Here is a 19480-nt window from a genome sequence, read left to right on the forward strand (position 1 = left end):
GTAAAGGGTACAACATCGGGCCAGTGCCCCGGAATGTGAGTCCGCCAGCGCGGTTCCCTCAAGCGAGACGCGTTGGATCGTGGAGGCGTTCGTGCTCGGCGATGGCATAGCGGTCGGTCATGCCGGCGATGTAGTCGGCGACGGCACGGGCGCGGCCGCGTTCGCCTCGTTCCGCTTCGAGCGCCTGTGCGCGGCCATGTGCCTGCGGGGGGAGCAGCCTGGGGTCGTGGAACAGGATCTCGAAGAGCTCGACGACGACGCGTTTGGCCTTCGTCGTCATGCGGTGGACGCGATAGTGGCGGTAGAGATTGTGGAAGAGAAAGTGCTTGAGCCCGCGGTGGGCGTGGGCCATGTCGTCGCTGAAAGCGATGAGCGGGGCGTTGCGGGCGCGCACGGCACTGACGTTCTCCGGTTGCTCGATACTCAGGCGTTCACGGCCGGTTCGTACGAGGTCGTCGACTTGCGCGCTGATAAGCTCGCGAACCGTCTGGTAGATCGTGCGCCGGGGCTCCAGCCGGGGATGCGCGTGCCGGACCTCCGCCAGTAGCTCGCCAACGATCGGTACGTCGACGAGGGCGTCGAGCTCGAGCAGACCAGCGCGCAGGCCGTCATCCACGTCGTGACTGTTGTAGGCGATTTCGTCGGCGAGGTTCGTTAGTTGTGCCTCTAGCGATGGTTGCGTGCCGTCGATGAAACGCTGGCCCAAATTACCGAGGCGGCGGGCATGCCGCGGTGCGCAGCGCTTGAGGATGCCTTCGCGGGTCTCGAAAGTCAGGTTGAGGCCGTCGAATTCCGCGTAGCGCTGTTCCAGCGTGTCCACGACCCGCAGCGATTGCAGGTTGTGCTCGAATCCCCCGTGCTCGCGCAGACAGTCGTTGAGCGCTTCCTGGCCCGCGTGGCCGAATGGGGTGTGGCCGAGGTCGTGAGCGAGGGCCAGGGCCTCGACGAGATCCTCGTTTAGCTGGAGGGCTCGGGCGATCGTGCGAGCGATTTGGGCGACTTCCAGGGAGTGGGTGAGCCGCGTGCGGAAAAGATCGCCCTCGTGGTTCAGGAACACCTGCGTCTTGTATTCGAGGCGCCGGAACGCGCCGGAATGGATGATCCGGTCGCGGTCGCGCTGAAACTCGCTGCGCCACGACGGTGGCGCTTCGGGCACCCGGCGTCCGCGTGTTTCCCGCACGGCCCAGGGGGCGAGGTGCTGCCAGCGAAGATCGTCGACCATAGTGGGGCGCGCCTCCGTCGTCCTCCCATCGTGCTGCGGTAACTTCGGTCAGTCTCCGTGGCGGCGCAATCGCTGCGCGTCCCGCCCGCGGGAATGCGGCTCCGGCGCCTAAGCGGCGTCGAGGTAGTGCGCCAGGGTAGTCTCCAAGCTCGCTTCCGCGAAGTTATCCGTCACCACGGCGTTGCCGATGCCTTCGAGAAGCACCAGGCGTAGCCGCCCTTGTTTTGCCTTCTTGTCGACGGCCATCAGGCTTCGGAAACGTTCCGGTGGGATGGCGGGCGGCCTCGTTGGCAGGCCGGTGGCCTCCAGCAGTCCGCGGATTCTCTCGAACGCAGTTTGCGCCATCCAGCCCTGCCGTACGGACATCCACGCCGCCATGCACATGCCCGCGGCGACGGCCTCACCGTGGAGCCACTCGCTGTAGCCGGTAGCGGTTTCGATCGCGTGGCCGAACGTGTGGCCAAGGTTGAGCAGCGCGCGCTGACCCGATTCGCGTTCGTCGGCGGCGACCACACGGGCCTTGTCGCGGCAGGACTGCTCGATGACATGGGCAAGGGCTTCGGGGTTGCGCGCGAGCACGTCGTCGAGATGACGTTCGAGCCACTGAAAGAACGCGTAGTCCTGAATGACGCCGTACTTCACCACTTCGGCCAGGCCCGCACGAAATTCACGGTCGGGCAGGGTGTCGAGGGTGCGCGTGTCCGCGAGCACGAGCCGTGGTTGGTGGAAGGCGCCGATCATGTTCTTGCCCTGTGGGTGGTTCACGCCGGTCTTCCCGCCCACCGAGGAGTCCACCATCGCCAGCAGCGTCGTGGGTACCTGGATGTAGCTCACGCCGCGCTGATAGGTGGCCGCCGCGAAGCCGGTGATGTCGCCGATCACGCCGCCGCCTAGTGCGATCAGGGTGCAGCTGCGGTCGAAGCGCGCCTCGATCAGGTGGTCGTAGATGCGTTCGAGGGTCGCCACGCTCTTGAAACGCTCACCGTCCGGCAGAGTCAGTGTCTCGACGTGCCGCTCGCCCAGGGCATGGAGGAGCCTGTCCAGGTGGAGTGGGGCGACGGTCTCGTTGGTGACTACCAGGACCTGGTCGCCGGCGAGGTGGCGAGGAAGCAGATCGGAGCTCAGGACGTCCGCACCGATGGCGATGGAGTAGCTCCGTTCTGATAGGTCGACTTGGACGGTCCGGGAGACAGGGTTCTCGGTCACGGCGCGATCTCTTCCAGCTTGCGTAGGATCTCGTCAACGACAGCATCCATGGCGTCGTCGTCGGTGTCCACTGTCAGGTCGGCAGTGGCCTCATACAGGGCTGCACGCTCATCCATGAGGGATCGCAGCCGGCCCTTCGGATCGTCGGTGCGCAGCAGCGGCCGGTCGCTGTCGCGTACCCGGGCGAACTGGGTGTCGAGACTTACTCGCAGGTAGACCACTTGACCGCGACTGCCCAGCAGTCGACGGTTGGATTCGGATACGACAGCACCGCCGCCAGTTGCCAGCACGGTGCCCGGACGTTGCGAGAGCTCGGTGAGCAGTTTCGCTTCCCGCTCGCGAAAGCCCGACTCGCCTTCGACGTCGAAGATCCGCGGGATGTCCACGCCTGTACGCGCCTCGAGCTCGTCGTCGCAGTCGATGAATTCCCGCTCCAGTCGCCGTGCCAGTCGCCGGCCGATCGTGCTCTTGCCGGCGCCCATGGGGCCGATGAGAAAGATGGGTGTGTCTTGCCTGTGCATGGGCGTCAAGGATGTGGGTTGTTAAGGCAGGCTGCAACTGTTGGAGCAACACCGGTTGGTGCTGGCAGCGCTGACGGGGCCCATAACGAAAAAGGGGCGCCATGCGCCCCTTCGTGATCGCGATTGTGTCGTTTCAATTAGCGTAGCGAGAGCGACTCTTCGAGAATCTTCGGCGTGACGAAGATCAGCAGCTCGCGGTTGTTGTCGACGGTGGTGCGCTTGCGGAACAGGTGACCCAGCACGGGCAGTTCACCGAAGAACGGGACCCGTGTGACGTCATTGCGCTTGTTACGCTCATACACGCCGCCGAGCACGACCGTCTCACCGTTGTCCACCAGCACTTGAGTGCCCACCGCCTGGGTGTCAATCGCCGGGCCCGCGTCGGTATCCTCGCCGCGGCTGTCCTTCGACACTTCCAGATCCAGAAGGACGCGGTCGTCCGGCGTAATTTGCGGTGTGACGGTCAGCCCGAGAACGGCCTCCTTGAACTGAACGCTCGTGCCTTGCTCGGAGACCGTCTCGTACGGAATCTCCTCGCCTTGCTTAATGAATGCCTCGCGCTGATTGGCGGTGATCACTTTCGGCGAGGAAATGATTTCCCCTCGGCCTTCGTTCTCCATGGCGGAAAGCTCCAGCTGGAGCAGGTAGCTTCCGATTTTGCCAACCGCCAAGCCCAATTGACCGGCAGCGCCGGCGGCAGGCAGGTCGACGATAAGCCCTTCGTTACCGCTGTCCGCCTCAACCTCGAAGGCGGTGGTGCCGCCAAAGTTGGTATCCCCGGGCTTCGTGCCACCGATGACGATGCCCTGATCGCCAAGTTCGCCCTGGCGGCTATAACCGAACTGTACGCCGAGCTCATTAGTGAAGTTGTCGTCGGCGATGACGACCCGGGACTCGATTAGAACCTGCCTAACCGGGATGTCCAGTGTCGAAACCAGCTCTCTAATGGCCGTCAGGTTGGTGGCCGTATCCTGAACGATCAGCGTGTTCGTACGTTCGTCAATGGAGACGCTGCCCCGGTCGGAGAGGAGTGACTGACTGTTCTCCCCTTCGCCGCCACGAATCAGCTTTGCGAGCGTCGCCGCTTTAGCGTAGCTAACCTCGATGAACTCCGAACGCAGCGGCGCTAGTTGCTTCTGCTGCTGGCGGGCTTCAGCCTCGATGCGCTCACGATTCGCGATCTCCTCTGCTGGCGCGATCCAGAGCACGTTGTTGGTTCGCCGCTTGTCCAGTCCTTTCGCCTGCAGGATGATGTCCAGCGCCTGGTCCCAGGGCACGTCATCCAGGCGCAAGGTAATGTTGCCGCTGACGCTGTCGCTGACCACCATGTTGAGGCCTGTGAAGTCGGCGAGAAGCTGCAGGACCGATCGCACCTCGATGTCCTGGAAGTTGAGAGAGAGCTTCTCTCCTGTATAGCGCTTCTTATCGCGCGCCCTCTTTTGGTCTTCTTCCCTGGAGAAGGGCTTGATTTCTATTGTGAACGACTCGTCAGTTTGGTAGGCGATTTGCTCGAATTCGGTGTTCGTCAGAATGGTTACGCGCGTGCCATCGCCCTTCGAGCGAGTCTCGACAGCTGAAACCGGGGTCGCGAAGTCGGTTACATCGAGACGACGAAGGAGGCGCTCAGGGGCCCGGGCGCCAACGAAGTCAGCTACGACCCGGTCGCCTTCGCGTCGCACGTCCACGGGAATACTCGGGTCGCTGAGATCGGTGGTTATGCGTCCGGCGCCGTTCTCGGTGCGCTCGAAGTCGACCTTCTCGATCGCGGCTCCGCTTGGAGCTTTCCCTGTCTTCCGGGTGCTAGAGCCTGACGTCGACGCGGCGCGAGTGCTGCTCTTGGAGGGCTCTGCCTTCATGCCCGGAGCCGCTAGCAGCACACGGATGTTGTTGCCATCGGCGGACACTTCGTAAGGGACCATTGTGGAGAGCCGGATGACTGCGCGAGTGCGGTCTCCGGCTTCCGCCGTAGCCACGCTCTCGACCGCACCTACGCCTATTTCCATACGGCGCCGCTTCATGCGGTTGCTTACCCCCGAGAAGTCCAGCGCCACCCGCGCAGGTTCCATCGTCTTGAAGCTGCTCGGCGATTCGGCGGGCTCGTCCAGCGTGAATGTTACCTGCACCCGGTTGCCGGAAAGGCTTGCGTAGTCCATTGCCGTGAGGTTGGCCGCCAGACTACCGGCAGCAGGCAGACAACTGAGTGCTACGGTGAGGAGCGCGCGACGAACGTGGGCTGACCACGTTGCGCTCTTGGGATTGCGAGAGGCAGCCGCCTGACTGCGGATCGACCTTGGTCTTGTCATTGTGTTGAGCTCCCCAGAAATCAGTCCTTTAGTGCCAGCTCCGCCTGGCGTTCCTTCCAGCCGCCATTGCCTTGCGGTGTGAGCTCGCGCAACTCGATTGCCGTTGGTGTGATGGCGGTGATTCGCCCGTAGTTCTGTCCCAGGTAATTGCCGGACTGCACGCGATGAATCGTCCCATCGGGCGCTTGTACAAGGCCCCACTCCTGGCCATTTCGACCGATCGTGCCCACATAGGTCAGGGCGTCCAGTGGGAAGGCCTCAAGTGCTTCTTTCGGGCGCGCTCGGTCGGGGCTGGGACCCGAGGCAACCTGTTGGGTATCGGGCTCCGGTTCCGCGAAGGACAGCTGTCGGAACGGATTGCGCAGCGGCTGCTCTGGATAGGTGTAGCTTTCAAAGGGCTGCATTTGTGGGATGGGGTCGACGTTTCCACCCGGGCGCTGTTTCACTTGCGCGATATACTGGCGAAGTTCGCTCATGTCGTCTCCACATCCTGAGAGCATCAGGCTGGCGAACGTGAGCAACGAGACCAGGCGAAGGGCGCGCGCTGGGATTCGCGTCATTGCTCACCCTCCTCGTCGAGATACCAGTAGGTGCGAGCGGTGAGCTCCATCGCCAGGATCGGTCCGTTCTCGGAGTCGTTCCTGTTGGCCTCTATGCCGACGTCATGAAGGGTGACGATTCTGGGAAGATTGGCTACACCACTGACGAACTGGGCGAATTCGTGGTAAGTGCCACGAACCCGGATGCTAACCGGAAGCTCGGCATAGAATTCTTGTTGCACTGGCGACTGTGGCTTGAACAGGTCGAATTCGAGGCCGCTGCTAAGCCCGGTCTGCGAGATGTCCACGAGCAATCTTGCCACTTCGGCCCGGCTGGGAAGCTGTCGGAGCATTTCGCCGAACGATTCGCGCATGGTCGCAAGCTGCTCTTTGTAAACCTCGAGATTGGCAGCGCGTTTCTGCTTGGTTTCGAAGTCCTGTCGAAGGCCCTGCTCTTGGGCCTGTGCCTGCTTCAACTGCTGTTGCTGATCCTGCCAGTCGAAATACCAGCCCGCGCCGACGGCGAGCGCGATAACGACTGCGGCCGCAATCGCCTTGGCGCCTGCCGGCCAGCTACCGGGGTCATTGAAGTCGAGGTTTCGGTAGCGCTCAAAGTTCATCCGGCGCCCTCCGACTCGTCCCCATTCTCAGTGGTGTTCGGCGGGGTCTGCTGAACGGTAAGTGTGAAGTCGCTGACCCGGTGTCCGTTTCGGTCCCGGACTTCTATAACGGTGAGGTCCGGATCCTGAAGCCATGGTGAACCTTCCAGGTTCTCCATGTAGCTGGAAACACGAGCATTTGATTCGGCGACGCCCGTTATCGTGATGTCGTCGCCCTTCTCGCGGAGGGTGCTCAGGTATAGCCCTTGGGGGAGAGTGGCGACGAACTGCTGGAACAGGTGGACGATCTGCGGGCGCCCCTGCTGGAGCTCCTGGATCACGTTCATGCGCGCTATCAGCCGTTCCTTGGTTTCTTCCAGCTCGCGGATCTTGACGATTTGCCGGTCGAGTTTGGCGATCTCCTGGCGCAGCAGATCATTGCGGCGTTCCTGGTAGTCGATACGTCCGGCGAGGTGGGTATGTACGGCGAACCAGATGCCGGCGCCAATCGCGGCGGCGATACCGAGCATGACGTAGAACTCGCGCTCGCGCCGCTTCCTGGCCGCTTCCCGCCATGGCAGCAGATTGATCTTGGTGCTCATATCAGTCGAAGCTCCGCATCGCCAGGCCACAGGCGATCAGCATCGCGGGGGCGTCCTCGTTGAGCTCCTCGGCGCGGACACGCGAGGCAGTCGCCATTTCCGCGCACGGGTTCGCGATGCGTGTCGGTATGCCGGCGGCCTCTTCGATCTCGGCGGCTGCACCCGGGACGTTCGCGCAGCCACCGGCGAGCAGCACGGCATCGACGCCGCTGTGCTGACCGGCGCCGTAGAAGAATTGCAGTGATCGGGCGACCTGCTGCGCCATGGCCTCGCGGAACGGTGCCAGGACTTCGGGTTCGTAGTCATCCGGCAGCCCGCCGCGGCGTTTGGCGCGTCCGGCTTCCTCCCAGCTCATGCCGTAGCGGCGCATGATTTCCTCGGTGAGCTGGCGGCCGCCGAAGACCTGGTCGCGCGTGTAGCCGATGCGGTCGTTCTCAAGAACCGTGAGCGTGGACATCGTCGCGCCGATATCCATCACGGCGATGACCTTGTTATCCCCGTTCCCGCGCTCCGGTGCCATGAGGTCGCAGGCGTGCTCGACGGCGAAGCTCTCGACATCGACAACACGTGGCTTGATGCCGGCCGCCTCGAGCACGTCGACGCGCAACTCCACGTTCTCGCTGCGTGAGGCCACCAGCAGCACGTCGATCTCGTCGCCGCTGCCGTGACGAGCAGGACCCAGGACCTGGAAATCGAGGTTGACTTCGGAAAGCGGGAAGGGGACGTACTGCTCGGCCTGAAGCCCGACTTGGGCTTCGATGTCGCTTTCGCTGAGGCCACCGGACAGGGTCAGGACTCGGCTGATGGCGGACGAACCCGGGACGGCCACCGCGGCTTCGCGCAGCTTGGTGCGCGAGCGCTTGACTGCGCTCTGAAGCGCCTTGGTGACGGCGTCCATGTCGGTGATGTTCTTCTCCACCACCGCGTTCTGCGGTAGGGGTTCCACCGCATAACTTTCGACGCGATAGCGGCCGCCCTGCCGACTCAGCTCCACGACCTTGACAGCGGTCGAGCTGATGTCCACCCCCAGCAGTGGCGTTGCCTTCTTCCTGAAGAGTGCCACGGTTTTTCCTTGTTGATTTATCATTTAGAAGAAGTTTATCCGGGCGTCATTCAACCCCAGGGCACAGGCAAGATCAAGACGTGATCGACTAGCTTGTGAACCAGTGGTCGCTTGCTCGCTTCGGCGACGGGCGTGCCCATGCCGATGGTATACTGCCGGGCCGTTGCTGCGGGCTTGTCCTTACCGCCGATCGACGTGGACTTATGAAACGATTGTTGCGCGCGCTCGTGTACGGCCTCGCATCGCTCGCTGCCCTGGGGTTCGTGGCGGTGCTGGCGCTGGCACTGGGCTACTATCTTCTTGCACCGGGGCTGCCGCCCGTCGAGCGGCTGCGTGAGGTCGATTTCCAGGAGCCGTTGCGCGTGTATACCCGCGACCGCCGGCTTATCGCCGAGTTCGGGAGCCAGCGCCGGATCCCTCTGCACTACGAACAGTTCCCCTCGCGCGTGGTGGACGCCTTTATGGCGGCTGAGGACCAGCGTTTCTTCGAGCACCCCGGGGTCGATTATCAGGGTCTGATGCGCGCGGTGTGGTATCTCGTGCGTACAGGTGAGAAAGGGCCGGGCGGTAGCACCATCACGATGCAGGTGGCAAGGAATTTCTTCCTTTCCCCCGAGCAGACGTACATCCGCAAGGCGCGGGAGATCCTGCTCGCCCTGGAGATAGAGCGATTGCTCTCCAAGGAGGAGATCATGGAGCTCTATCTCAACAAGATCTATCTGGGCGAGGGCGCATACGGTGTCGCTGCGGCGGCGCGCATCTATTACGGACGCAGTCTGGATGAGCTCGATCTGGCGCAGACCGCGATGATCGCCGGGCTGCCGAAGGCACCGTCGGCATGGAATCCGGTGGCCAATCCCGGGCGTGCCGTCGAACGCCGCAACTATGTCCTGCGCCGTATGTTCGAGATGGAGATGATCGACAGCGATACCTATGCGCAGGCGCGGCAAGCACCGATTACCGCCGAGGTTCACCGTGTGCGCCCGGAAGTCGATGCCCCGTACGTGGCGGAGACCGTGCGCCAGCGTCTGGTTGCGCGCTTCGGCAAGGAGGTCGTCTACACGGAGGGGTACCGCGTGTACACCACGATCGACGGTGCGCGGCAGAAGGCCGCCAGGGCGGCGTTGCAGCAGGGACTGCATGCTTACGACGAGCGTCACGGCTGGCGTGGCCCCGTGGATCATCTCGACGTCGGTGACGAGCCGGACGCCAGTGCAATGCTGGCGCGCTTGGGCGACTACGAGCAGGTGAGTGGCCTGATCAATGCGGCAGTCGTGAAGGTCGACGACGAAGGTGCCACCTTGCTATCTGTTGCCCGGGGTGAGCCATGGCGCTTGCCGTTTTCGGCCATGCAATGGGCCAAGCCTTTCCGGACGCGGGACGTCGTGGGGCCGGCGCCGGACAGCCCATCGGACGTGTTGTCCGTCGGCGACATCGTGCGTGTACGTGAGACCCCGGATGGCCCGCGGCTGGCGCAGATTCCGGAGCCTCAGGGGGCGCTGGTGTCGTTGTCGCCGCACGATGGCGCGGTCGAGGCGCTGGTCGGGGGCTACGATTTCGGGTTGTCCAATTTCAATCGCGTCCTGCAGGCCGAGCGCCAGCCCGGGTCTGCATTCAAGCCATTCGTTTATTCGGCAGCCCTGGAGAACGGGTTCACGCCGGCGACGATCGTCAACGACGCGCCGGTGGTCTTTCACGATCCATCACTGGAGGCTACCTGGCGGCCCCAGAACTACAGTCAGCGCTTCTTCGGCCCCACGCGATTGCGCAAGGCACTGATTCATTCACGTAATCTCGTATCGATCCGCGTGCTTCGGCGCGTCGGCGTGCAGCCGACGATCGACCATATCGCCGGCTTCGGATTCCAGCGCGACAGTCTCCCCAGGAATCTATCGCTCTCCCTGGGGACGGCGAGCGTGACACCCATGCAGCTTGCGCGGGGATATTCCGTGTTCGCCAATGGCGGCCACCTCGTGGCGCCCTATCTGATCGAGCGGGTGGAGAATGACCTCGGCGAGGTCATATACGAGCCCGTGCATTACCGTGTGTGTGAACCGACGTGTGACGCCAATGACGATGATGTTGCAGCGGGAGCCGCTGGCCTCGACAGCGGAGGCCTCGATCTGCTGCCCGGAGCGGTGTCGCCGGCGTTGGCGGAAACCGCGAGCGTACTGCCCGCGCCGCGCGTGCTCCCGGCCGACAACGCCTGGTTGATGGGCAGTATGTTGCGTGATGTGGTGCGTCATGGCACCGGTCGAAAGGCCATGCAGCTCGGTCGCAACGATCTCGCCGGGAAGACGGGGACGACCAACGATCAGGTGGATGCCTGGTTCTCGGGCTTCAATGGGGAGCTGGTGACGACTGCATGGGTTGGCTTCGACCGCCTGCAGCCGCTCGGTCGTGCCGAGACGGGAGGGCGAGCCGCGCTGCCCATATGGGTGGATTACATGGACGATGCGCTCGATGGTGTGCCGGAGTCGGTTCCGGATCGGCCGGCCGGGCTCGTGAGTGTGCGTATCGATCGCGAGACAGGGTTGCGGAGCGACGGTGACGGCAACAGCATGGTCGAGACGTTCCGGGCCGGTCACGTCCCTGAGCGAGGGGCGGCGGGTGCGAACGGAACCTACGGTAGTGGTGGGGCCGGTGCTGAAGACGGCGGCACCCTGTTCTGAAGGTGTTCCGGCTTCAGGCCACGAGGGGAGGAGAGGCCATGGCGAAGCGTCAGCAAGCGCGCGACGAGCGCATGCGCGAGCGTCTGATCCAGGAGGCCGCGCGGATCATGGCCGAGCAGGGGGTGCGGGATTTCCAGCTTGCCAAGCGCAAGGCGGCTGACCGTCTCGGCGCGCGGGATACGCGCAACCTGCCCCAGAACCGTGAAATTCAGGCGGCGCTTCGTGATTACCAGCGGTTATTCGGTGGCGCCGCTCAAAAGGAGCGCCTGCGTTCCTTGCGTGAGGCCGCGGTCGAGGCGATGGAGTTCTTCGCGGCGTTTCGTCCGCGGCTGGTGGGGGATGTCCTGGATGGCACCGCGGGTGAGTTCTCGGACGTTCACCTGCACGTCTTCGTGGACACACCTGAAGAAGTCGCGCTGTTTCTCATGGAGCACGATATCCCGTTCGATACGGACGAGCGCCGTTTTCGTTTCGGGGACGAGTACGTGTTTCTGCCGGTCTATCGCTTCGTCGCGGGAGATGCCCGTTTCGACCTGAGTGTTTTCGACTTGCGGGGGCTGCGGCAGCCGCCGCACAGTCGTGTTGATGGCCAGCCCATGACGCGTGCTGCCGTCGATGACGTGCGACGTCTTCTGGCGACACCGGTGGCTGATGAGCTCTAAATGGCCCACGTCGAGCAAGCCCGCCCCCGGATGGGGGCGGGCTTGCCCGCATGGTGTGCGCTCGGGGCGCCGGGCGGCCAGCGTTAACGCCGGCGGTGCAGCGGCACGTAGTCTCGCTTGGGAGCACCGGTGTAGAGCTGCCGGGGGCGTCCGATGCGCTGCTCCGGATCGGCCACCATCTCCATCCACTGCGCCACCCAGCCCGGTGTGCGCCCGAGAGCAAAGAGCACCGTGAAGAACTCCGAAGGGATGCCCAGCGCCCGGTAGATGATGCCCGAATAGAAGTCCACGTTCGGGTAGAGCTTGCGTTCGACGAAATAGTCGTCGGCGAGCGCAATCTCCTCCAGCCGCATGGCCAGCTCGAGTTGCGGGTCGTCGCCCATGCCGAGCTCGTCGAGCACGTCGTGGCACGTCTTGCGGATGATCGTCGCGCGCGGATCGTAGTTCTTGTAAACGCGATGGCCGAAGCCCATCAGGCGGAACGGGTCATCCTTGTCCTTCGCCTTGTCGATATAGGTCGGCACGTTCTTCACGTCGCCGATCTGCTCGAGCATGTTCAGCACGGCTTCGTTCGCGCCGCCGTGCGCCGGCCCCCACAGCGCGGCACAGCCGGAGGCGATCGCTGCGAATGGGTTGGTGCCCGTGCTACCCGCCAGCCGCACGGTGGATGTGCTCGCGTTCTGCTCGTGCTCGGCGTGAAGGATGAGCAGCTGATCGAGGGCGCGTTCGGCGACCGGGTTGATCTCGAACTCTTCCGTGGGGCGCGCGAAGAGCATGTTCAACAGGTTGCCGCAGTAGGACAGCCGGTTCTGCGGGTACACGAACGGCTCGCCCATCATGTGCTTGAATGCCGCCGCCGCTATGGTGGGCATCTTCGCGATGATCCGGTGGGCGCAGAGCATGCGGTTTTCCGGGTCGTTGATATCGATCGTGTCGTGATAGAAGGCCGACAGCGATCCGACCACGCCCGTGAGCATCGCCATGGGATGGGCGTCGTAGTGAAACCCATTGAAGAAGTTCTTGAGGCTCTCGTTCACCATCGTGTGCCGGGTGATCGAGTGCTCGAACGTCTCCAGTTCCGTCTGGCTCGGGAGTTCGCCGTTGAGCAGCAGGTACGACACTTCCAGGAAAGAGCTCTGCTCGGCGAGCTGATCGATGGGGTAACCGCGATACAGAAGAATGCCCTGATCGCCGTCGATAAAGGTGATGTCGCTGCGGCAGCTCGCCGTGGACGTGAAGCCGGGGTCGTAGGTGAAGCATCCCGTATCCCGGTAGAGCGTCTTGATATCGATCACGTCCGGACCATGAGTTCCTTCGCGTACGGGGAACTCCACGGTCTTGCCCGTGCTGTTCTCGGTAATCGTGACGGTCTTATCGGACATGGACAGGTCTCCTGGTTGGTCCGGCGCCATAACGGGTGTGATCCGTGGCGCGGGTGCGCGGCCTCCCGGTTCACGCGCCCTGCGCTTGCAGGCACCGGTGTCCCGATGTGATGACGGTTCGCCCGGAGGGCGCCGACACGACTGGAGCGGCTACTGCGGACCGGCTCGTGGGGCTGTGAGCGTTCGGTCCGTGGCACCGTCAGGACAGGGCCGCGGAGATACTATCAATAAACCCAATAGGCGGGAAGGCTAACCGCTACCTCATGTGATGATCGTGTTGCGGGGCAGCACGAGGAAAGCGCCAAAAGACAAGGCTCAATTACAAAGCGTTGCGCTGGCGGGGAAGGTGCAAGTCCGAGTGCCGCCGGCAAGTGTGTGTCGAGCGGATACAAGAAAGGCGCCTCGTGGCGCCTTTCGTTCGTGACCGTGTGGCTTCGTGAGCCGGTACCCGCCTTACTTGTTCTTCGCGAGCCGGCCGTACCGCTTGCGGAACTGGTCGACGCGACCGCCGCTGGAGAGCACGCGCTGCTTACCGGTGAAGAACGGGTGGCTCTTGCTCGAGACCTCCACCTTGACCAGCGGATACTCCTGGCCGTCCTCCCAGGTAATGGTCTCGCTGGTGCGGACCGTGGAGCGCGTCTTGAAGGCGAAATCCGCAGTGGGGTCCTGGAAGATCACCTCGCGGTACTCGGGATGGATATCCTTTTTCATGCTCTCACCTTGGTTGGCCGCCTGGCATCCGGACTGCGACCCGGAGCCGCGTACGTATGGACACGCAAACATACAGGCGAGGCGCTTTCGGCGCAAGTCGCCAACCCAGGGTCAGTGTGCCGCTGAGTGTGTGAGCGTTGCGCGTGAAGGTGGCCTGACTGCCGCAGCGTTTAGCAGGGAGGGGCGAACCTGCGATGGGGCCCCCATTGGTGGTTCCTGGTGATTGACAAGCGGGGTCAGAGGCAGCTGCCTCTGACCCCGCGTCCGCTCTTACGGGCCACTATTGCCCTGACAATCGGTGGCAGTGAGTCCTTCGGTTCGCTCCCCGACCTTACCGACGGCCTTGAATGACGCGCCACCTTGCGATTCCACGGTGAAGGTGAACGTATCTGTCGCGCAGCCCTTCGTGCGGAACTCGACGGTGGCCGAGCCGCTGGAGTTGGTGCGACGCCCGGTCAGCCAAGTCTTGCTCACGATTTGGGCGTTGTCGCCGTCGGCCTCCGCTGTCGCCGTCAAGGGGTCGTTGGCGACGGGCTGACCCGACTCGTCGAATAGCTGGACGCTGATCGTGAACTCGCTGAATTCATTCACGCCGTTGTTGTCGTCGTCAACGTACGTTCGGCTGATGTTGCCAGCGAGCTGGCCCTGTCCGATAGCTCGGATCGTAATCTCGGCGCGCGCTTCTTCTTCTTCGCCCGCCATGAAGGTGAGCGTGATCGGCTCGCCTCCGGTGATCTGGCCGTCGATGTCCACCTCGACCGTCGTGCACCCGTTGGCTCCTGTTACAACCGGCTGGCCGTTGTTCACCTGCACCTGCGCTCCGCCGGTTGTGGACCAGCCGAGCTCCACACTGTTGACCGGCGCATCGTTTGCGTCGACCAGGCAGAGCGTGACGTCGGTCGTGCTGTTCGGTGCCAGCTCCGTATGCGAGCTTGTCAGGCTCAGGGGGCGCATGCTCGCGTAGAACACCGGGGCTGTCGTTTGGGTGCCATCCGCCTCGGCGACCAGCAGCGCACGCTGATTGAGCCGGGTGATCGGGTAATTGATGGTAGTGGAGGCGGTGCCGGAGTCGTCCGTACCGGCGGGCGAAAACACGTTTCCGTACTGTGGGCGGCCGATGACGTAGGGCAGCGTAGCACCGGTATCCACGCTGGATCCCGACTCGTTGTTGAGGGGGAACGTTGATTCGGTGAACAGCGTCGTCTCGTCCATGACATAGTCGACGGGATAGCCACCGATATAGCTGCGGTTCGTGCCTTCCGGATCCGCGGTAATCACCAGATGGTCGTCCGGCAGCACGCTGTCCGTGACGAAGTCTCCGGAAACGCTCTCGAACGTCGTGCCGCCTTCTTCCGCGTCACCGTCCGCGCCCTGAATTCGGAACGTGCCGGTGCTCTGGGGGTATCCGGTCAACGGCGAATCGATGAGCGTAAAGCGGACCTGCGTTCCCGGCGGCACCGGATTGCCGAACCGGTCTGTCGCAATGACGCTGATGACTCGGGAATAGGTGCCATCCTGGAACGCGTCGTCTTCGCCGAGCGGGAGAACGAACGGCTCGTCGACACCATTGGCGCGGATTGCGTCAATGTATGGCCCCGTCAGGGTGAGGCTCGCGACGTTCCCGTCGGAAATGGCGACGGTGATGGTATCGGTCACCGGGTCCTGTAGACCGTCCTCGACGTTGTTGTCCCGGTCACTCGTCAGCTTGATGTCAATGCGCTCGGGCTGGTTGCCGGCGACGACTTCCACGTTGGCTTCGCCGCGAACGGTGCTCGTGGAAACGTTGGTCCCGGATTCGCCATCGGCGCGGAGACGCGCGTGTGGATTGTCGCTGACGATCTCGGCCAGGAGGTTGTCCTGTTGCGGGTCCTCGACGAGCTGGTCCGCCCCGTCGCGAATCGTGGCGGCGAGAACTCCGGTATCGTCGTGTCCCGAACCGGCCGTATAGACCGGGGCGTCCTCGAGCTGGCCGGTTATGGTTGCGGGCATGCGGTCGCTGGCATCGGAGCCGACCGTGATCGCGAGGTCATCGTAGCTCGTTTCTTCGCTGCCGGGGTGGACCGCGGAAGCGCGGATGGTGACCTTGCCGGTCTGCTCCCAGGCGTGGAATATGACCCGGGCTATGCCGCCGCCCGATTCCTCCGACCAGCTCCAGAAGCCTTGAGGAACCTCCGTGCCGTCCGGCAGCTCCTTCGTTTCGCTCAGGTCCGACGGGTAAATGGCGCCAGTGCTGGTCTGCCCGCCCCGTACCGTGAATTGTACCTCGGTGCCGGATGGAATCGGGTCACCATTCTCAAGGGTGATTTCCGCCCAGACGTTGGTCGTGTGCCGATCCGTGTACGGGTATTGGAATTCACCGGTCTGCACGGGCAGCGTCGTCGTATCGGCGTGCAGCTCGATATTCAGGTCGGCCGGAGACAGCGGATTGCTGTCCTCGCCGCCACCACAGGCGGCGAGCAGCGCGCTGCACGCTATTGCCCCCAGGGAAGAGAAGATGCGCTTGTGTCGCATGTGAGTCCGTCCTTATTGTTCGCGGTTCTGGCGTGGGCACTTCCGTGTCGCCGCCCGTGCCGGGCGGCGTAGACCGCGGCCCTTTGGCCGGTCCCCTCGGGTGGGAGAAAGGCGCCCCTCGCGCGGGAATGTAACCCGACGCTGCAATTGGGACCAAGCCGGCAGACGGAAATGTCGACCGGTTGGCATAATGCCGCTTCGAGAGTTGTTGAGTCACCGACCGGGGAGTCTCCTCATGGCCGCCATCGCCAAGCACGTTCATCTGACCGCCGTGGCTGTCACGCTGTTGCTTTTCCTGCTTCGTGGCGGCTGGATGCTGGCCGGCTCGACGATGTTACAGCGGCGTTGGGTACGAGTCCTTCCGCATGTGGTCGATACCGTGCTCCTGTTGAGCGCTTTGTGGCTGGCGGTGGCCGTATGGCGGTACCCCATGGTGGCGCACGGTTGGATTACGGCGAAGCTGGTGGCGCTTGTCGCGTATATCGTGCTCGGGACCGTCGCTTTGAAGCGTGGACGGACCAGGGGCCAGCGCGCCGCCGCTTTCGTCGCGGCGTTACTGGTGTTCGTCTACATCGCGCACACGGCTGTCACCAAAACGCCCTGGCCATTGTGAGCGAGGCGGCGCGGGCGCGTGAGCCAAGGCGCGCAGCGCTTGCCGTCGAGGCAGTGGTGCCTGCGTGAGGCTTCTGCCGCTAATCGTCGCCGCGGGCGACCGAGACCGTGTCGCCATCACCCTCAGGGTCCGGCTGAAGGCGGAACTCGATGGGCTGGCAGCAGATCTGGCAGTCCTCGACATAATGCTGCGCACCACCCGACCAGTCCACGAGTGTGGTGAACGGTTCGCCGCAGTAGGGGCAATGCACGGTGACTTCCTCGATCAAGCCGCGTCCTCCAGAAAGCAGGCGAGCAGGTCGTTGAGGAAGAGCTGGCCTCGTTCGGTTGGCTGAAGCCGCCCCGGCGTGTCAGCCAGGAGGCCGGTGGCGAGGGCGCGCTGGCGGCCGGCGTCGAAGTCGCTGATCGGCAGGCCCGTGTGCGCTTCGGCGAGAGTCTCGTCCACGCCGGCGGGCAGGCGCATGGCGTTCATCATGAACTCCAGCATGCGGTCGCCGGGTGTGACGAGCCGTGTTTCGGCGACCGTCCCCTCGTTGTGTGTCGCCATGTAGCGGCGTGGGTGGCGCATGCGGCTGTAGCGCACGATTTCCCCGTCAGTGCGTGTCAGTTTGCCGTGGGCGCCGGCCCCGATGGCGAGATAGTCGCCGAAGGTCCAGTAGTTCAGGTTGTGGCGGCATTCGTGTCCCGGGCGACTCCAGGCGGAGATCTCGTAGCGACGATAGCCGCCGGCGCGAAGGCGGGCGTGGACCGCTTCCTGTATGGCGAACGCCGCGTCGTCGTCCGGAATGACCGGCGGCTTTTCGGCAAACGCCGTGCCGGGTTCCAGCGTGAGCTGATAGCAGGACAGGTGCGGGGCGTCCAAAGCAATCAGCGCGTCGGCGTCCGCAAGAGCCTCCACGGTGCTCTGTTCGGGCAGAGCGTACATCAGGTCGAGATTGTGGCTGCTGAGCCCCGCGTCGTTGAGCGCCGATGCTGCGGTTCGGGCCTCATCCGGACCGTGTATGCGGCCCAGCCGGCGGAGCTGGTGCTCGTTCAGGCTTTGCACGCCGAGGGAGATGCGGTTGATGCCGGCCTGCCGCAGTGCCGCGAAGCCGCTGTGCTCGGTGGTTCCCGGGTTCGCTTCCAGCGTGATTTCCGCGTCTTCATTCAGGTTCAGACGCTCGCGCAGGCCCGCCAGCAGACGTGCGATCGCCTCCGGTGGGAAGAGGCTCGGCGTGCCGCCGCCGATGAAAATGGTCTCCACGCGGCGTCCGCTGGCGGCCCGTGCCTCGGCCGTGGCATCTCTGAGCAGTGCCTGAATATAGGCGTCCACCGGCAGCTCGCCGCGCAATGCGTGGGAGTTGAAATCGCAGTACGGGCATTTGCGCACGCACCACGGCAGGTGGACGTAGAGGCCGAGGGGCGGCCTTGCGCTCATGGGTGCAGGTGCTCGCCGAGTCCTTCGCGAAGCGCAGCCAGTGCGCGCGCGCGATGGCTGTGGTGGTTCTTGGTGACGGCATCCAGCTCGGCGGCGGTGGCGCCGAGCTCCGGCACGTAGAACAGCGGATCGTAGCCGAAACCATTGTCCCCCCGGGGCGCCTCCAGGATCCGACCGTTCCAGGTGCCCTGGCAGATGAGTGGGGTCGGGTCGGCGGCGTGACGAAGGAACACGACCACGCAGACGAAACGTGCGTGGCGCTCGGTGTCGTCGAGGTCGCAGAGCTCGTCGAGCAGTCGCTGGTTGTTGGTGGCGTCGTTCGAATCGGGGCCGGCAAAACGTGCCGAGTGGATCCCCGGCGCGCCGTCGAGCCCGGCCACCTCCAGTCCGGAATCGTCGGCAATCGCCGGGAGGCTGGTATGCGCGCAGGCGTTGCGAGCCTTGAGAATCGCATTCTCCACGAAGGTCTGGCCGGTTTCCTCGACGCTTGGCACGAAGTAGAACGACTGGGCCGTGAGCGTTACGTCCAGGGGCGACAGCAGCGCTTCGATTTCCCTGGCCTTGCCTTCGTTGTTGCTGGCGAGTACGAGCTTCATGGCGTGCGGCAAAGCGGTAGCGAGCGTTCCTTCGGGAGGTGTTCGGGAGTCTAGTCGTCCAGCGCTTCGCGCTGAGCGTCGATGAGTGTGCCGATACCCTTTTCGGCGAGTCCCACCATGACGTCCAGCTCGTCGCGGCGAAACGCATGACCTTCGGCGGTGCCCTGGATCTCGATCAGGCCGCCGGCTTCATTCATGACCACGTTCATGTCGGTTTCCGCCTCGGAGTCTTCCGCGTAGTCCAGGTCGAGGACCGGTTCGCCCCGGTAAATGCCCACGGAGACCGCTGCGATCTGTCCGATCAGCGGGTTCCGGCGAACCTGGCCGCTGCAGGCGAGACGGCGCATCGCGTCGGCGAGCGCTACATAGCCGCCGGTGATGCTCGCGGTGCGGGTTCCGCCGTCGGCCTGGATAACGTCACAGTCGATGACCACGCGGCGCTCGCCAAGGGCTTCGAGGTCAATGCCCGCGCGCAACGCCCGGCCGATGAGGCGCTGGATCTCGATCGTGCGCCCCTGCTGACGCCCCCGGGCGGCTTCACGGTCATTGCGGGTGCCGGTGGCGCGCGGCAGCATGCCGTACTCCGCAGTCACCCAGCCCTTGCCGGCACCGCGCAGCCATGGTGGCACTCGCTCTTCCACGGAAGCGGTGCAGAGCACCTGGGTGTCGCCGAATTCCACCAGCACGGACCCTTCCGCGTGCCGGGTAAAATGGCGGGTGAAGCGAACGGATCGGCCTTTGTCCGGGGCGCGGCCGCTGGGTCGCTGCATCGTCGATCTCCGTGGGTCAGATTCGGGTAGCCGCTCAGCCTAACATACGGCCGTCCCCGGCGGTTTTTTCGCATTCGCGTTCCGCGTACCAT

General features: G+C 64.0%; 18 protein-coding genes. 3 read left to right on the forward strand and 15 right to left on the reverse strand.

The features are described from left to right. Positions 1-58: 58 nt before the first annotated feature. The 8 genes from ACPEES_RS08200 to ACPEES_RS08235 form a co-directional block, all read right to left on the reverse strand. The gene (locus tag ACPEES_RS08200) at positions 59-1222 is read right to left on the reverse strand and encodes a deoxyguanosinetriphosphate triphosphohydrolase (protein WP_435102937.1); all 1164 of its coding nucleotides are present in this window, start codon (positions 1220-1222) and stop codon (positions 59-61) included. A 108-nt stretch (positions 1223-1330) separates the two neighbouring features. Beyond that, the gene (gene aroB / locus ACPEES_RS08205; protein WP_435102940.1) at positions 1331-2428 is read right to left on the reverse strand and encodes a 3-dehydroquinate synthase; all 1098 of its coding nucleotides are present in this window, start codon (positions 2426-2428) and stop codon (positions 1331-1333) included. Then, positions 2425-2949, reverse strand: a complete 525-nt coding sequence (aroK, locus tag ACPEES_RS08210; protein WP_435102942.1) for a shikimate kinase AroK — start codon at positions 2947-2949, stop codon at positions 2425-2427. Before aroK ends, aroB begins: the two co-directional genes overlap by 4 nt. 137 nt (positions 2950-3086) lie before the next feature. Next, on the reverse strand, positions 3087-5102 hold the full coding sequence (pilQ, locus tag ACPEES_RS08215) for a type IV pilus secretin PilQ (protein WP_435102944.1): 2016 nt from the start codon (positions 5100-5102) through the stop codon (positions 3087-3089). Between the two features lie 170 nt (positions 5103-5272). Continuing rightward, complete coding sequence (locus ACPEES_RS08220) at positions 5273-5728, reverse strand: pilus assembly protein PilP (protein WP_435102946.1); 456 nt, start codon at positions 5726-5728, stop codon at positions 5273-5275. Between the two features lie 80 nt (positions 5729-5808). Continuing rightward, entirely contained in the window at positions 5809-6411 is a 603-nt protein-coding gene (locus tag ACPEES_RS08225; protein ID WP_435102948.1) for a type 4a pilus biogenesis protein PilO, read from the reverse strand. Further along, the gene (locus tag ACPEES_RS08230; protein WP_435102950.1) at positions 6408-6992 is read right to left on the reverse strand and encodes a PilN domain-containing protein; all 585 of its coding nucleotides are present in this window, start codon (positions 6990-6992) and stop codon (positions 6408-6410) included. The genes ACPEES_RS08225 and ACPEES_RS08230 overlap by 4 nt, the downstream gene beginning before the upstream one ends. Position 6993: 1 nt before the next feature. Beyond that, positions 6994-8055, reverse strand: a complete 1062-nt coding sequence (locus ACPEES_RS08235; protein ID WP_435102952.1) for a pilus assembly protein PilM — start codon at positions 8053-8055, stop codon at positions 6994-6996. A 203-nt stretch (positions 8056-8258) separates the two neighbouring features. Between ACPEES_RS08235 and ACPEES_RS08240 the strand changes: the two genes are divergently transcribed. After that, positions 8259-10727, forward strand: coding sequence for a penicillin-binding protein 1A (locus ACPEES_RS08240; RefSeq protein ID WP_435102954.1), 2469 nt, complete (start codon positions 8259-8261; stop codon positions 10725-10727). Between the two features lie 38 nt (positions 10728-10765). After that, positions 10766-11389: a hypothetical protein gene (locus ACPEES_RS08245; protein ID WP_435102956.1), complete on the forward strand. Its 624-nt coding sequence runs from the start codon at positions 10766-10768 to the stop codon at positions 11387-11389. An 83-nt stretch (positions 11390-11472) separates the two neighbouring features. Here ACPEES_RS08245 and ACPEES_RS08250 read toward each other — a convergent pair whose 3' ends face one another. The 3 genes from ACPEES_RS08250 to ACPEES_RS08260 all read right to left on the reverse strand — a co-directional run bounded on the left by ACPEES_RS08250 (position 11473) and on the right by ACPEES_RS08260 (position 15993). Beyond that, the gene (locus ACPEES_RS08250; protein ID WP_435102958.1) at positions 11473-12771 is read right to left on the reverse strand and encodes a citrate synthase; all 1299 of its coding nucleotides are present in this window, start codon (positions 12769-12771) and stop codon (positions 11473-11475) included. Positions 12772-13224: 453 nt separating this feature from the next. After that, positions 13225-13482 (reverse strand): type B 50S ribosomal protein L31, encoded by a 258-nt coding sequence (locus ACPEES_RS08255; RefSeq protein ID WP_435102960.1) that lies wholly within the window; start codon positions 13480-13482, stop codon positions 13225-13227. A 270-nt stretch (positions 13483-13752) separates the two neighbouring features. Beyond that, positions 13753-15993 (reverse strand): hypothetical protein, encoded by a 2241-nt coding sequence (locus ACPEES_RS08260; RefSeq protein ID WP_435102962.1) that lies wholly within the window; start codon positions 15991-15993, stop codon positions 13753-13755. A gap of 235 nt (positions 15994-16228) precedes the next feature. Between ACPEES_RS08260 and ACPEES_RS08265 the strand changes: the two genes are divergently transcribed. After that, positions 16229-16606 (forward strand): SirB2 family protein, encoded by a 378-nt coding sequence (locus ACPEES_RS08265; protein WP_435102964.1) that lies wholly within the window; start codon positions 16229-16231, stop codon positions 16604-16606. Positions 16607-16685: 79 nt separating this feature from the next. On the opposite strand, the gene ACPEES_RS08270 is transcribed toward ACPEES_RS08265, so the two are convergent. Genes ACPEES_RS08270 through rph form a run of 4 tightly spaced genes read right to left on the reverse strand, consistent with a single transcriptional unit; the run spans position 16686 to position 19388 of the window. Continuing rightward, positions 16686-16874, reverse strand: a complete 189-nt coding sequence (locus ACPEES_RS08270) for a CPXCG motif-containing cysteine-rich protein (RefSeq protein WP_435102966.1) — start codon at positions 16872-16874, stop codon at positions 16686-16688. Then, complete coding sequence (gene hemW / locus ACPEES_RS08275; protein ID WP_435102968.1) at positions 16871-18022, reverse strand: radical SAM family heme chaperone HemW; 1152 nt, start codon at positions 18020-18022, stop codon at positions 16871-16873. The genes ACPEES_RS08270 and hemW overlap by 4 nt, the downstream gene beginning before the upstream one ends. Next, the gene (rdgB, locus tag ACPEES_RS08280) at positions 18019-18618 is read right to left on the reverse strand and encodes an RdgB/HAM1 family non-canonical purine NTP pyrophosphatase (protein ID WP_435102970.1); all 600 of its coding nucleotides are present in this window, start codon (positions 18616-18618) and stop codon (positions 18019-18021) included. The genes hemW and rdgB overlap by 4 nt, the downstream gene beginning before the upstream one ends. A 50-nt stretch (positions 18619-18668) precedes the next feature. Then, on the reverse strand, positions 18669-19388 hold the full coding sequence (rph, locus tag ACPEES_RS08285) for a ribonuclease PH (protein WP_435102972.1): 720 nt from the start codon (positions 19386-19388) through the stop codon (positions 18669-18671). Between the last annotated feature and the right edge of the window lie 92 nt (positions 19389-19480).

This window comes from Arhodomonas sp. AD133 (genome assembly GCF_051195215.1).
Classification (GTDB): domain Bacteria; phylum Pseudomonadota; class Gammaproteobacteria; order Nitrococcales; family Nitrococcaceae; genus Arhodomonas.

Coding starts and splice junctions, on each gene's coding strand:
- ACPEES_RS08200 (WP_435102937.1), bottom strand. CDS start 1,222: ATGGTCGACGATCTTCGCTGGCAGCACCTCGCCCCCTGGGCCGTGCGG.
- aroK (WP_435102942.1), bottom strand. CDS start 2,949: ATGCACAGGCAAGACACACCCATCTTTCTCATCGGCCCCATGGGCGCC.
- pilQ (WP_435102944.1), bottom strand. CDS start 5,102: ATGGACTACGCAAGCCTTTCCGGCAACCGGGTGCAGGTAACATTCACG.
- ACPEES_RS08220 (WP_435102946.1), bottom strand. CDS start 5,728: ATGAGCGAACTTCGCCAGTATATCGCGCAAGTGAAACAGCGCCCGGGT.
- ACPEES_RS08225 (WP_435102948.1), bottom strand. CDS start 6,411: ATGAACTTTGAGCGCTACCGAAACCTCGACTTCAATGACCCCGGTAGC.
- ACPEES_RS08230 (WP_435102950.1), bottom strand. CDS start 6,992: ATGAGCACCAAGATCAATCTGCTGCCATGGCGGGAAGCGGCCAGGAAG.
- ACPEES_RS08240 (WP_435102954.1), top strand. CDS start 8,259: ATGAAACGATTGTTGCGCGCGCTCGTGTACGGCCTCGCATCGCTCGCT.
- ACPEES_RS08245 (WP_435102956.1), top strand. CDS start 10,766: ATGGCGAAGCGTCAGCAAGCGCGCGACGAGCGCATGCGCGAGCGTCTG.
- ACPEES_RS08250 (WP_435102958.1), bottom strand. CDS start 12,771: ATGTCCGATAAGACCGTCACGATTACCGAGAACAGCACGGGCAAGACC.
- ACPEES_RS08255 (WP_435102960.1), bottom strand. CDS start 13,482: ATGAAAAAGGATATCCATCCCGAGTACCGCGAGGTGATCTTCCAGGAC.
- ACPEES_RS08260 (WP_435102962.1), bottom strand. CDS start 15,993: ATGCGACACAAGCGCATCTTCTCTTCCCTGGGGGCAATAGCGTGCAGC.
- ACPEES_RS08265 (WP_435102964.1), top strand. CDS start 16,229: ATGGCCGCCATCGCCAAGCACGTTCATCTGACCGCCGTGGCTGTCACG.
- hemW (WP_435102968.1), bottom strand. CDS start 18,022: ATGAGCGCAAGGCCGCCCCTCGGCCTCTACGTCCACCTGCCGTGGTGC.
- rdgB (WP_435102970.1), bottom strand. CDS start 18,618: ATGAAGCTCGTACTCGCCAGCAACAACGAAGGCAAGGCCAGGGAAATC.
- rph (WP_435102972.1), bottom strand. CDS start 19,388: ATGCAGCGACCCAGCGGCCGCGCCCCGGACAAAGGCCGATCCGTTCGC.